Origin of the sequence: Schaalia odontolytica, from assembly GCF_024584435.1 — a bacterium.
Classification (GTDB): Bacteria; Actinomycetota; Actinomycetes; order Actinomycetales; family Actinomycetaceae; genus Pauljensenia.
The window spans coordinates 1,961,415-1,973,746 of the sequence record NZ_CP102197.1 but is presented as its reverse complement, the minus strand read 5'-3'; the positions used below and the strand labels follow the sequence as shown (position 1 = coordinate 1,973,746).

Annotated in this window: 16 protein-coding genes; 6 read left to right on the top strand and 10 right to left on the bottom strand. The window is 67.7% G+C overall.

Translation table 11 applies throughout. From position 1 onward, the window contains the following. Positions 1-84: 84 nt before the first annotated feature. The 6 genes from NQK35_RS08795 to NQK35_RS08770 form a co-directional block, all read right to left on the bottom strand. Positions 85-558, bottom strand: coding sequence for a hypothetical protein (locus NQK35_RS08795; protein WP_202812263.1), 474 nt, complete (start codon positions 556-558; stop codon positions 85-87). Continuing rightward, on the bottom strand, positions 555-1,445 hold the full coding sequence (locus NQK35_RS08790) for an HAD-IIB family hydrolase (RefSeq protein ID WP_257113913.1): 891 nt from the start codon (positions 1,443-1,445) through the stop codon (positions 555-557). Before NQK35_RS08790 ends, NQK35_RS08795 begins: the two co-directional genes overlap by 4 nt. Positions 1,446-1,546: 101 nt before the next feature. Beyond that, positions 1,547-1,849, bottom strand: a complete 303-nt coding sequence (locus NQK35_RS08785) for a hypothetical protein (protein ID WP_009212750.1) — start codon at positions 1,847-1,849, stop codon at positions 1,547-1,549. A 232-nt stretch (positions 1,850-2,081) separates the two neighbouring features. After that, complete coding sequence (locus NQK35_RS08780) at positions 2,082-2,372, bottom strand: hypothetical protein (protein ID WP_257113912.1); 291 nt, start codon at positions 2,370-2,372, stop codon at positions 2,082-2,084. Between the two features lie 173 nt (positions 2,373-2,545). Then, positions 2,546-3,916 carry an ABC transporter permease gene (locus NQK35_RS08775; RefSeq protein ID WP_257113911.1) on the bottom strand — a complete coding sequence of 457 codons (1,371 nt, stop codon included), beginning with the start codon at positions 3,914-3,916 and terminating at the stop codon, positions 2,546-2,548. Further along, entirely contained in the window at positions 3,913-4,692 is a 780-nt protein-coding gene (locus NQK35_RS08770) for an ABC transporter ATP-binding protein (protein WP_257113910.1), read from the bottom strand. Before NQK35_RS08770 ends, NQK35_RS08775 begins: the two co-directional genes overlap by 4 nt. Before the next feature lie 225 nt (positions 4,693-4,917). Between NQK35_RS08770 and NQK35_RS08765 the strand changes: the two genes are divergently transcribed. The 4 genes from NQK35_RS08765 (at position 4,918) to NQK35_RS08750 (ending at position 6,778) form a co-directional block, all read left to right on the top strand. Continuing rightward, positions 4,918-5,226, top strand: a complete 309-nt coding sequence (locus tag NQK35_RS08765; protein ID WP_048741185.1) for a type II toxin-antitoxin system TacA family antitoxin — start codon at positions 4,918-4,920, stop codon at positions 5,224-5,226. Further along, positions 5,226-5,744, top strand: coding sequence for a GNAT family N-acetyltransferase (locus NQK35_RS08760; RefSeq protein WP_009212755.1), 519 nt, complete (start codon positions 5,226-5,228; stop codon positions 5,742-5,744). Before NQK35_RS08765 ends, NQK35_RS08760 begins: the two co-directional genes overlap by 1 nt. Before the next feature lie 9 nt (positions 5,745-5,753). After that, positions 5,754-6,023: an excalibur calcium-binding domain-containing protein gene (locus tag NQK35_RS10565; protein WP_306456030.1), complete on the top strand. Its 270-nt coding sequence runs from the start codon at positions 5,754-5,756 to the stop codon at positions 6,021-6,023. 584 nt (positions 6,024-6,607) lie between these two features. Continuing rightward, complete coding sequence (locus NQK35_RS08750) at positions 6,608-6,778, top strand: hypothetical protein (RefSeq protein ID WP_048724674.1); 171 nt, start codon at positions 6,608-6,610, stop codon at positions 6,776-6,778. Positions 6,779-6,904: 126 nt separating this feature from the next. Here the strand turns inward: NQK35_RS08750 and NQK35_RS08745 are convergent, their stop codons facing one another. Further along, positions 6,905-7,306 (bottom strand): hypothetical protein, encoded by a 402-nt coding sequence (locus NQK35_RS08745; protein WP_048741190.1) that lies wholly within the window; start codon positions 7,304-7,306, stop codon positions 6,905-6,907. Positions 7,307-7,384: 78 nt separating this feature from the next. Continuing rightward, positions 7,385-8,320 carry an alpha/beta fold hydrolase gene (locus tag NQK35_RS08740; RefSeq protein WP_257113909.1) on the bottom strand — a complete coding sequence of 312 codons (936 nt, stop codon included), beginning with the start codon at positions 8,318-8,320 and terminating at the stop codon, positions 7,385-7,387. A gap of 23 nt (positions 8,321-8,343) precedes the next feature. Between NQK35_RS08740 and NQK35_RS08735 the strand changes: the two genes are divergently transcribed. Both NQK35_RS08735 and NQK35_RS08730 read left to right on the top strand, forming a co-directional pair. After that, positions 8,344-9,093, top strand: coding sequence for an NADPH-dependent oxidoreductase (locus NQK35_RS08735; RefSeq protein WP_009212759.1), 750 nt, complete (start codon positions 8,344-8,346; stop codon positions 9,091-9,093). A gap of 33 nt (positions 9,094-9,126) precedes the next feature. Continuing rightward, a complete protein-coding gene (locus NQK35_RS08730) occupies positions 9,127-9,780 on the top strand; it encodes a hypothetical protein (protein ID WP_257113908.1) in 654 nt (217 codons plus the stop codon). A 58-nt stretch (positions 9,781-9,838) separates the two neighbouring features. On the opposite strand, the gene NQK35_RS08725 is transcribed toward NQK35_RS08730, so the two are convergent. Both NQK35_RS08725 and NQK35_RS08720 read right to left on the bottom strand, forming a co-directional pair. Beyond that, positions 9,839-10,309 (bottom strand): response regulator, encoded by a 471-nt coding sequence (locus NQK35_RS08725; RefSeq protein ID WP_048741194.1) that lies wholly within the window; start codon positions 10,307-10,309, stop codon positions 9,839-9,841. After that, complete coding sequence (locus NQK35_RS08720; RefSeq protein WP_257114794.1) at positions 10,306-12,330, bottom strand: sensor histidine kinase; 2,025 nt, start codon at positions 12,328-12,330, stop codon at positions 10,306-10,308. Before NQK35_RS08720 ends, NQK35_RS08725 begins: the two co-directional genes overlap by 4 nt. Positions 12,331-12,332: the final 2 nt, after the last annotated feature.

The window sequence follows — 12,332 nt, the reverse complement described above, 5'->3', positions numbered from 1 at the left end:
CCGAAGGGGTGCCGAGGCCGCAAGACGCGCCACCGAGGACGTCCGGCGATGCAGCGAGCCTCGTCGGGCGCAAACGCACGCGCCCTACAGCACCGAAGAGAGGGACAAAACCCCGTAGAGCACACCAATCAGGGCAACGACGACGGCGACAATGATGAGAGGCGGAGCGTTCATCAGAAGCGATCGGCGGACATACGCGCGATCGGCGGGATCCTCCACCTGTGCGAGCGCAACGAAGCCGATAATGAGCCCGATGATGTTCACCAAGACGACGGGGACGGAACCAAAACCGGCCATGAAGATAAAGGCAAGCGGGGCCAGCCCCCTCGAGTACTCATCCGTCGGAATCATCACATACACGAGCGTCCCGACGACGACCAGCGCAAAGACGACAAGTCCAGTAATCCCAAACCCCCGGCACACGCCGCCCAGCATCATGCCCCTGCGTCGCCCAGGGACGGCGGGTTTGGTCGCCCGGGAGCCATCGACCATGGGCTGGCCGGAATTGAACGCCGGATAGGTGCCGGGGTCATAGACGTTGGGATTCGGTTTCGTCACAGTCGGTCCTTCACGAGTGGATCATCGCCGAGGAGGACGCGCAGCACCTGGGCGACGCCGGCCTCATTGTTGGAGGGAGCGACGAAGCGCGCGGCCTCCACGACGTCGGGCGACGCGTTGGCCATCGCGAAGGACAGGTCGCCCTCGCTCATCATGGACAGGTCGTTGCCGGCGTCCCCGAAGACGGCGGTCTGCTCACGCGTAACCCCGAGGAAACGCTGCAGATCACGCACCGCGCGCCCCTTGTCGACGCCTCGGACCTGTAGGTCCGCCCAGTTCGCCCCCGAAATCGCGTACTGGTGAGAGTGCGCGAAGTTGGCCAGGGTTGCCTGCGCGAGCGGGGCGACCGGCCCCGGCGTGTAGACGGCGAGCTTGACGATCGCGTCGTCACTGCGCCCCGCCTCGATCGCGTCGATGACGGCCATCTGATCCTCGACGCGCCGCGTGCGGTGGTAGTAGGGCATAACGCCCGCAACATACTCGTCGTCGGTGCGCTCAACGTAGGCGAACTTCTTGCCGCACATGACCAGGCCGCCGTCGATCGCGTCGGGGCCCGAGGTGGCTTCGCGCACGAGGCGGACAGCCTCGCGCACCGTGGGGGCGTCAAGGGGGCTGGAGGAGACCTCGACCCCGTCGCGCATGACAATCGCACCGTTCTCGCCGATCGCGGTCATCCCCGGTCGCCCCGGAAACATGTCGAGGAGAGTCCACACCTGGCGGCCCGAGGCGGGGGCGAAGGTGACGCCGCGCTCATCCATCCGGTCGAGGAGCTCGTCCATGCCGGGCGGGAAGTTCTTGTCGTCATCCAGGAGGGTGCCGTCCATGTCGACGGCAGCCAGGCGCAGGTCGGCACCGGTGTAGAGCGCGGGGTTGGTGGGGGTGTTCATGCCTCCATTGTGCCCGACGCCGAATCGGCGCGTCCACGCCGGGCGACGGCCGAGCACCACCGGCGAGGGGCGGGCGGCGGACGCTGCCCGGACAGGCGCCCTCAGATGTTGGGGGGCAGGTGCCAGTAGAGCACGAGGAAGAGAACCCCGGCCAACAAGGCCACGGGTAGGGCGACGATCATCCGGACTGAGACGGCGCGCCGACGATACCCCGCCCGCACCCATCCGAACCACTCGACAACCCCAATAATCAAGGTCAGAACGGCCATCAGGTGGCCGGCGAGCACGCAGGGAATCAGGAGCAACCCGGGAATCACATAAAGACCGTCGCCGTTGTCTGAATGATCCCCCGGCCGCAAATCAATCAAGAACGTGACGACATGTGGGATGAAGAGAAGAAGCATCGTGACGACGGCACAATTGAGCCACTCTCGGTGTGCCCGTCGCTTCGGTGGCGCGGGTTGGGGGAACACCACGGGCGGCATAGGCCCCTGCTGCCGCGGCATAGGGGCGGGCGGCGGCGCGTGGGGCGGGGACGGGGCCGGGGCCTCGGCAGACGACGGTCGGCCGGGCGCAGGCCGCATGCCGTTCTCACTCATCAGCTCCCCTCCTCGTTCTTGACGTGAATGGACCGGCCTAGAACCACCACAGCGCGCCGGCCGCCAGGGCGAGCGCGACGAGGACAGCAACGCCGATGCTCGGCGCCAACAGTCCCGCGCTCTTGCCGTGCCGGTGCGCGGGTGCCGCTTCACCTCCGGCCTCCCGGTCCGCCTCGAAGCCCGTTCGCGTTCCCGGGCGCTGCGCGAGCGAGTGCGAGGGCGCGGCAGGGCGAGGCCGTCGACGCGTCCGCGGCCTCGCGGTCCGCGCCCCTCGCGCGGCTCCGCCCACTCCCCCCGCGTGAGAGTACTGGGAAGACGACCGGTACATGTTTTCTCCGTCGAAGTCATGCGATCACCTAACAGGACAAGTCTACCATTCGTGAGGTGCCCGTCACATAGGCTTCGGCGGTCGTTGTCGCCGTCATTGCGCCGATCGGCCCCGGCCTCGTTTCTCACACGAGGCCGGGGCCGACGGGTCGACAGCGAGGGCAGGAACGCCCCCTACTCGCGCCCCTCGCGCATGCTCGCCAGGATGCGGCGACGCAGGGGGACCGTCGCCTCGGAGGCGGCGACGATGAGGAGGACACCCACGAGCGCCGCGGCGATGGCGGCGACGAAACCGCTGACCGCTCCAGAAGGAATTAACGGGGACATGAACACCATCCCCATCAGCACCGATCCCCCCACCATCACGAAGGCGGGCAGAGCGACCTCGAGGCGACGGCTACGATCCATGAAGCCCCGCGGGGACCCCATGTAGGACAGGGCGCGCATCTGCTCGGCCGAGTCGATGACGCGGATGGACTGGTTGACGGCCGTCGACACCGCTCCCAGCGCCAGGGTGATCGCGAAGGTCAGCATCATGCCGCGCAGGATGTCGCCGTTGACGATTCGCTGGACCTCATCCATGGCCGTGTTGCCCTCCGCGGAGATCACCGAGCTCATCGGGAACATCACGCCCACGATGAAGCCAACCAGGGCCACTGCACCGAAAGAACGCCACACGCTGCGCGGGTCGTCGGCCAGGCGTCGGCCTGCCACCATCATCTGCGGGCTGCGAGCCCAGCGCGCCATGATGCGGCCCATCACGCTGATCGACCAGATGCCCAGCAGGTTCACGACCAGGAAGATCGCTCCGAGGAAGCCCATGAAGATTGCCATGCCGATCGCGGCACCCAGGTTCATGGCAAACCCGCCCACGACGAGCCACGCCACGAGGAGAACCACCGCCAGGATCGGACCGAAGGCGCTCACCCGACCGGCGTGGGAGCGTCGCGCAACGCCCAGAGGGGTGATCGCCACCTTGCGCATGGCCAGCCACGAGGAGAGCGCGGCCAGGAGGATCATGGCGACGGCCTCGGCCAGGAGAACCAGGACCCCCACCCACATCTCGCCGACCCCCATCGGGCGGCCCTGGAAGGACAGCGCCCCCCACGCGGGAAGCGTCACCGCGTACAGGATCGAGCCGACGAGGACACCGACGGCCGCGAAGACGCAGGTTTCGACGATGCACGCCAGCTTGGTCTTGCCGGGTGCCAGGCCCACCAGGCGCAGCACCGCGAGGTCGCGTTCGCGCCTGCTCATGCCCAGGCGGGCCGCGGCCGCACCCATCGAGATGATCGGGACGACCAGGAGGGTCGCGGCGAAGAACGCCAGCGGGACGTACATGACCATCGCACCCTCGATGGTGGTCGGGTCGTCGGCCAGACCGGTAGCCCTCGCCGCGGCGGAACGCGACATGAAGGCCATGACCCCGCCGGTGACCGCCAGCAACACGGCGTGCGGCAAGGCGAAGGCGGCGACCGTCAGGGTGGATGTCGCCCGGTCGCGGGAGCGCAGCAGGGCCTCTGCTGCGGTGCGCACCGAACTCATCGCTGGACCCCCTCGCGCGTGGCGCCCGCTGCGGGCACGCCTGGGCTCGTCTGGGTCGAGGCCGTGGCGGCCTGGGGGCCGCCGCCTCGTTCCGACAGGGAGATGCGACCGTCGCGCACGTGAATCGTGTGGGGGAGCCGGCTCGCGACCGCCGGATCGTGGGTGACCAACACGAGGGACGCGCCAGTTGTCGCGCACGCGCTGGTCAGCAGGGACATGACCTCGCCGCCGGTCGCCTGATCGAGGGCGCCCGTGGGTTCATCGGCGAAGATGACCGACGGGTCGGTGGCCAGCGCGCGGCCGATGGCGACGCGCTGCGCCTGTCCGCCCGAGAGCTGTCCGGGCCGATAGGGACCCGCGCCATCGAGGCCGAGGTTGCGCAGGATGTCCCGAGCTCGGGATACCGCCTCGGCCTTGGGTGTACCCGAGAGCATGAGAGGCATCGCGATGTTCTCTTCCGTGGGCAGCTCGGGGAGCAGCTGTCCGTCCTGGAAGACGAAGCCAAAACGCTTCAGGCGCAGGTCCGACAGCTCCTTCTCCGACATGGCCGTCATCTCTTGGCCGTCGAGGGAGATGGACCCGGAACTGGGGCGCAGGACGCCGGCCAGGCAGTGCAGGAGCGTCGTCTTTCCCGAACCGGATGGCCCCATGATCGCGACCTGCGTGCCCTGCGGCAGGGTCAGGTCGACCCCAGCGAGCGCGTGAACAGGGGTCTGTCCGCGCATGTATGTTTTCGTCAGTGCTTGGGTCACCAGACCCGCCGTGTTCTGTGTCATGCTTCGACGATAGGCCCGCGCCGCACCCGTTTCTATGGGGGGCAGCCCGGGTCTGTCCCTGAGAGAACCCCGATGCGCCGCGCCCAGGCCCCTCCCATGCCTACACAGGCGCGCACAGGCCCGGATCGTACTTCGCAACGATGGTCGGGCTGGATTTCTCACCGGGTAGGTGCTATCGTGAACGCCTGTACGGATAATCTCCGTACAGATGAAAGAGAGGCTCTAATGAGCACCACAAAGACACGGCGCCTAGATCTGCGCCTCACCGACAAACAGGACACCCTCATTCGTCGCGCAGCCGAACAGGAAGGACGCAGCGTCAGCGAATTCACTCTGTCCACCGTCACAATGGAAGCCCAGCGCCGCCTGGCAGACCAGCGCGTCTTCATCCTGAGCGAAGAGGACCACGCTCGCTTCGAAGAGATCCTCCAGACCTCACTCAAGGACGATCCCAAGCTGCGCAAGCTCCTCAATCGCCCGTCGCCTTTCGGCACCCACATCGACCTCGACGACCCGCGCACCCCTGAACGCTGATGTACGCGACGGTCCTGCAAGAGCCTCGGCCCCTGACACGCAAGGACGAGCGAGAGCGATTCCAGTCGGGCAACGCCGAGATCGACGACTGGTTCCACCGCTTCGCCTGGCAGAACCACAGCGCCGGCAACGCCCGCATTTTCATCACAACGCAGGAGCCCAAGACGCTCGGCTTCTACGCCCTGGCAATGGGGGCCGTGGAGCGCAGCACGCTCCCGGATGCGCTCAAGCCACGCAGGCGCCCGGACCCGTGCCCCATTCTTCTCCTCGCTCGCCTCGCCGTCGATCAGCGCGCGCAGGGACGAGGCATCGGCTCCGCCCTGTTCAAAGATGCCCTCTTGCGGGCCTACAAGCTCAGCAATGACGTCGGCTTTGCAGCCCTCCTGGTTCACTGCGCCGATGACCGGGCGCGCAGCTTCTACCTCGGCCAGTCCTCCCACTTCGTCCCCTGTCCAGGGACGGATAGCCACCTGGTACTGCCGCTGCGCGCCCTTCGGGAGTTCATCGAACGCCTGTAACACGCGCCAATTCCAGCCGGGCGCGCGTCGCCAGGCTCTCGTGGCGGCCCCCCTCGCCCCTCACCAACTCCAACCCCCGCGCCCGCTGCTACCCCTGCTGCCCCAATCCCCCAGGAAACGACCGAAGCACGGGAGTCGGCACCCGCACGAGAACCCGGGGGAACGTACTACAAGAACTGCACCGAAGCACGCCGAGCCGGTGCCGCTCCCATCTATCGGGGCGAGCCGGGTTATCGACCTCAGCTCGATCGCGACAACGACGGCGTCGCCTGCGAGTAACAGCGCATGCCTCCTGCGGCGCTTTCGTACCCACGGATGCCGCCCGACCGTTACGCCCCCCCTTCAGCCCCAACAGCGCCGCCAGTGCGGCTGGGAGCACCGCCGTAGGACTTACGCCGCACCTTCGCCGCTCCGACAGCGTGGCGAGCGCGCCCCCACACACGGCGTGCGACCGCGGGTGAAACCGGCCCCGCCCCTGCTTCTGCCGGGAGCCACCGAATTGAAACTCCCACCACCCCCGTCTCTCCGCAAACGGCTCATATGGGCGCTTGTGGCCAGGCAGGGGTGGTCTCGGTTTCACGAATGCCAGAAGCCCATCAGGCAGGGGCGGTCTCGGTTTCACGGGGGCCACAAGCAAGCCAGCCAGGGGTGGTCGTGGTTGCACACTGACCCAAGTGACCCACGAGCGTCACGGCGCGGCCCCCGCCACACCGCGGCCACAGGCGCACGGGAGTCGATATTCATACCTTTCCACGGCGCCATGCGTTTTCCTGTCCATCCCGAGACCGGCCCGGACACGCTGCGATAGGATGGACACCATCCGCTCGGATAAACGGGCGGAAGCACAATTCAAGGAGGACCGCATGGGTCTGGAAGATCTGTCCAAGAAGGCCGAAGAGGGTTTCGAGAAGGCTGGCGAAAACATCGAGAAGGCCGTTGAGACTGCCAAGGACAAGGCCGCTGAGGTCGCCGAGGACGTAAAGGACAAGGCCACCGAGGTCGCCGAGGACTTGAAGGATAAGTTCACCAAGTGAACCAGTGGCGGCGGCGCTGAGCCATCGACACTCGTTTTTGTGCGCGCGTCGTCAGGCTCTCGTGGCGGCGCCGCGCGACAAGGGGGGCCGGGATCGAATGATCCCGGTCCCCTATCAACGGTAGATTCAGTTAGCGCCCGCGGTGATGGTCACCGGGAAGGTCGTGGAGATCCCGTCCGGGTCGGTCAGGGTCACCGTCACTGCGTCCTCGTCCTCGCCCAGCGCACGCAGCGGGTGCAGGGTCACGACGTTCTTCTCGGACTTGCCAACCTCGAGGGCGGTCGGATCGGAGACCTCGATCGTCCACTTCACGGCTTTGTCGGAGTCGGCGAGCTTGACCTTGAGGTCGCGCTTCTCGGGAACCTTGACGCCGCTGTCGTCGATCTGCGCGATGGGACGCTCAACGGTCTTGACGTCCTTCGGCGTCACGTAGGAGTGGGCGGGGTCGGAATCGGTGGCGCATCCGGTCAGGGCGGTGAGACCCAGGCCGAGCGCGAGCACTGCGGTGAGAAGAGAACGCTTGTTCATGGCCCCAATACTAAGCGTCGAAGCTCACGCCCACGCGCCACAAAACACGGTTTTGGGACGATGTCACACCCGCGTTCGTCACAGGGACCAGACCAGCGACCCCGACTCCACGTCAGACCAGAATCCGCTCGCCAGGCGCGCCCACTGGTCGGGGAACTGCAGCTGCGGGCTGTGCGTTCCGCCCCGGATGACGCTCTCGCGGGCACCCAGCTCCGAGGCCTCCTGCGCGTACCACGACGGCGGCCAAATCTCGTCCTGATCCCCGTACAAGACATGGACGGGAACACCCGTAGCCGCGAGCGCGGGGGTGTCGGGACGCAATTCGGAGAGTATCCGCGCAATTCCCACAAGGTTCTCCGAGGAGGTTGCCAGGGCTCGCACGCGCTGAAACTCCGCCCAGCCAACCGCGGGTTCGGTGAGCGTCATGTCCGGGAAGTAGGCGCGCAGCACCTGCTCGCGTGCCCCCTCGCCCACGGGCAGGGGGTCGAGAACCGGGAGGGTGTTCATCCAGTCGTAGACGGCGCGCCCGGAGCAAAACAGGGTGACGGAAGCGAAGAGATCAGGCCGGGCGATGACTGCCGCGCGCGCGACAATCCCACCGAAGGAGTGACCCACGAGGTGTACGCGCCCCGAGGCCCCGGCCCATGCCTCGGCGATCGAGACGAGGTCCGCGACAAAGTCACTCATCCCGTAGGCACCCAGGCCCACGGGAGCGGCGGAACCGCCCTGGCCTCGCTGCGAGTAGGCGAGGGCGTCCCAGCCGTCTCGGCCCAGGAAGGGAAGGACGGGCGCGTAGTCCTCCTTTGACCCCGTGTAGCCGGGGACGAGGAGGACCCTATTCGCCCCGGCATCGCCGGGGGATGGGGCGGTGCGGGTTGTTGGGGTGCCATCCACGAGGGAGGGGGCGCTCGGGCCGACAAGCAGGCCGCTGAGCTCCCCCGCGGGAGCGGCAAGCGCGACGGGAGTCACGTCGGCCGGCAGCACAAAGGGACCAAATGGCTCGATTCGTTTCACACCGTCAATCGTAGAATGAACGCATGACAAACGACACCATTGCCCTGCAGCTGGCACACCGCACGATCCGCGCCTACAAGGACCAGCCCCTCACGGAGGCCGAGGTCGCCACGCTCATGGACGTGGCCCGACACACCGCCACCTCCTCCTACCTGCAGTCCTGCACGATCCTGCACATCACCGACCCGCAGGTCCGCGAGGCGATTGGCACGGCATCCGGTCAGCCCTACGTGGGCGGCACGAAGGGCGATCTCTTCATCTTCCTCGCTGACCTGTACCGCAACAGCCGTATCCGCGCCGAACAGGGGATTTCCTCCGAGGCCCTGTCCTCGATGAACCTGTTCCTCACGGCGGCGGAAGACGCGCTGCTGGCCGCGCAAAACGTGGTGGTGGCCGCCGAGTCCATGGGGCTGGGCACCGTCTACCTGGGTTCTATCCTCGCAGACCCGCGCTCGGTCGTTCAGGCGCTGAAGCTGCCGGAGCTGACCTTCCCAATCGTGGGGCTCCTCGTGGGCCACTCGGACCAGGAGCCGGGTCGGAAGCCGCGCCTGCCCCTTTCTGTGATGACCGCGCGCAACACGTACCCGCGCGTGGAGTCCTACGCGGAGCTGCTGGCCGACTACGACCGCGAGGTCACCGAGTACTACGACCTGCGCAGCGGTTCGCGCCTGGAGTCCTTCACGCACCTAGTGGGCACCAGCATCGGGGTGGGCGGCGCGCACGTGTCCCCCATCCTTGAGGTCCTGCACGAACAGGGGCTGTGCCTGCGCTGACTCCCTTCGTTGACGGCCTCGTACAATTGGGGCATGCCTGAGCTTGGTTTCTCCACGTACGTGTTCGTCGAGCGCATCGCCGCGAACGCGGCTGCCCTGCACCCCTTCCCCGAGCACAACATTGCTCTCGTGCGCGACGCGCTCGCCGACGCGGGCTTTGAGATTTCGCTGCTGGGGCCGGATGCTCCGGCCACCGGGGAGGGCGTGTACTTTCAGTCCGAGCCCTTCGGCGACGAGGTCATGGGGTTGCTCGCCGATTCCCTGACCCTGCGCGGCATCGGCGCCTACGCGTACGCGCTGGTCGATTCCTCGATGGGCGGGGAGCTGGCCGACATCGCCCTGTTCACCCGCGTGGGCGACGTGTTTCCGCGCTGCGGGCGTCACATCCTCATGACGCGCATGTACATTCACCGAACGCCCACGGGTGCTGGCAACAAGGCCGTCACCTGGGCCTTCGGGTCTCCGGACGACCTGGAGGAGGCCAACGCCCTGCTGTCGCAGAGGTTCGACACCGAACCGGTAACGGACCCGCGCGGCATGGCGGCCATCGAGATCCGACACCCCGAGTTCGCCGCGGGGACCGCCGAGCCGATGCTCCTCCTCGACGAGATCTTCCAGGTCCTGGGCGCCGCCGGCTTCGAGGGCATCACGATGTGCAACGACCCGGGCCAGCCCTCCGCGAGCTGAGGTGCGCCGCGGGGCCGCCGCTCACCTTCGTCGGTGGGCGGCGGCCCACTTCGCTCGGTCAGCGGATCGCCTCCATGACGCGTACACCGTCGAGAACGCTCACGTAGGGCAGGGGGTTGACCCCGGCCTCGAGGACGTATTCGGTGAGCTGATCTCGCACGACCGCGCGCAGCTCCTCGGGGTTCCACGGCTTGGCGACGTAGTAGTCGAGGCCGGCCTGGTTGACCGCCCGGATTGTGTCCGACTGGTCCGCCTGGCCGGTCACCAACACCGTCCGGGTCGCACCGAAGCGCTCATCCTTCGTGAGTTCCACCAGGAAATCCACGCCCGACTTCCCGGGTAGCCGGTGGTCGGACAGCACGAGCGCCAGCTCGTCTCCGTCTTCGACGATCTCGTCGATGACGCTCCAGGCGTCGTCGACATCCTCGGCGACCTCGAGCCGGATCTTGTCCCAGAACTGTTCGAGATCGCGCTCGAGCGCGTCGCGCACGTCCGCTTCATCCTCAAGGGACAGGATTGTCAGGGTCATGATTCCTCCTCGTGTGGTTGTGTGGGCAGCAGGATCCGCATGATCGTGGACCCCGGGTGTGTGTCGATCGCGAGGCAGCCCCCGTGGTCGGCGATGATGGTTCGGACGATGGACATGCCCATGCCCAGACCGAATCTGATGCGCCCCGCCTTGGTCGTGAAGTGGGGCTCCATGATCTTGTCGACTATTGCCGGGTCAATGCCGGGGCCGTTGTCGCTGATCGTGACGCTCACGCCTCCCTCCGCGGGGCGCACGGTGATGCGGATCAACGCATCCGCCTCGCCGCGGGCGGGCAGCTCGGGGATCGTGCCGTCGCGCTCCGCGGCGGCGGCCTTGTCGGCGCACTCGTCCTCGATGGCTTCGGCGGCGTTGACGATGAGGTTCGTCCAGACCTGCTGCAGCTTCGCGGGGTGAGCGTAGACGGGCGGAACGTCCTCGTAGTCGCAGTCGATGCGGATGCCCCTCACCCGGTGCGCGGTGAGGCGCAGAACGTCGTCAATGCCGTCGCGCACGTCGACGGGCCTGAGGTCCTCGGTGTCGGGACGCGCGTAGCCCTTCAGGGACTGCGTCAGCTCGATGACGCGGTCGGAGGCGGCGAGCACGGATCGCAGAGCCCCTCCCAGGCGCGCCCCCGCCTCGTAGGCGTCGATGCCTCCGGGGGTGCGCGCGAGCGCGCGGGCACCGTCCGCCCCCTGCACTCCGGCGCGAACCAGGCGGCGTGCCACCGTGCGATCGCCGACGACGGGCAGGAGCTCCTTAATGAGGGCGCGTTCGACGGAGGTCGAGCGCGGCGGCGCGGTCAGGGCGCGCGCCATCGCCTCCCGCGACGAGGCCGCGGCCGGGGACGCCAGGACCGCATCGACGTCCTCGTGGAGGTGCTTGGCGGCCCGCACCAGAGCGGTCACGGGGTTGTTGAGTTCGTGGGCGATGCCGGCGCTGAGCTCGCCGAGCATCGCGAAGCGCGCCCGCTCGACGAGCTCGGCCCGCGTGGCACGCAGGTCCTCCAGGGTGGCGGCCAGTGCCTCTTTCTGAGCCTCGAGGTCCTCGGCGAGCATCGCATTCTCCAGGTGCAGGTCCTCGGCCCTCATGAGGCGCCGGGTCAGGGAACGGATTGCGAGGGCCGTCAGGGTGGCGCCGATGGAGGGGTCCTCGGAGATGACGATCTGTAGTTGCTCGGTCGTCAGACGCACGAGGGTCGCCTCCCCCATCGTCGTGCCCGTGAAGAACGCGTTCTCGGCGCGAGCCAGGGACACGAGACCGATGAGCGGACCGGAGGACGCCAGGTGGGCGAGAACCTCGCCCCTCGCCGAGTCCCGGTGCAGGGACACCCTCCCGTCGAGCACGAGGTAGACGGCCCAGACGGGCTCCCCCTGGGTGACCAACTGGGTTCCCCCCGGCACGACCAGGCGCGGGCGGTGTCCGAGGACCCTCTCAACGCCCGCCAGGAGCTCCATGACCACCTCTCGCTCGTCTCGGTCGAGCCCCTCCAGGAGGGGTCCTTGAACCGCGAAGGGCGGGGGGTCGGCGATGAGGAATCGGATCTGGCTCTCCGAGTATCCGCATCCGCGCAGGTAGCGCACCATCGTCGAGTACGCCTGGCCTGCCAGGAGCGGCAACGTCCACGGGGACTTCAGCACCGAGGACAGGGCGCCCGACTGCATGCACCGGGTGAGGTCCCTGTGCTCGGCCGCGTCCGTGACGACCACCCACTGCATGCCACGCAGCGCCGGGATCGCACCGGCTCGGTCGATCAGCGCGTCAATGTCGTCCACCTCGGAGGTGACCAGACCCATGAGAACGTGGTCGCCCACCCTCAGGCTCGCGCCGTATTCCGCGAGGTCGGCCACACCCTCCACCCTGTCCAAGCAGAGCCCGGGGAAGGCGTCGGCCAGGTCTCGGGTCACCGGAGCGGCTATCGACCGCGAATTGTCGCCGACGACCAGCAGGTGGATGGGGTGCCCCCTCCTGTGTCCGCCGCTGCACACGTCCGTGCGGGCCAGCACCGAGGCATCGCCCGCCATGG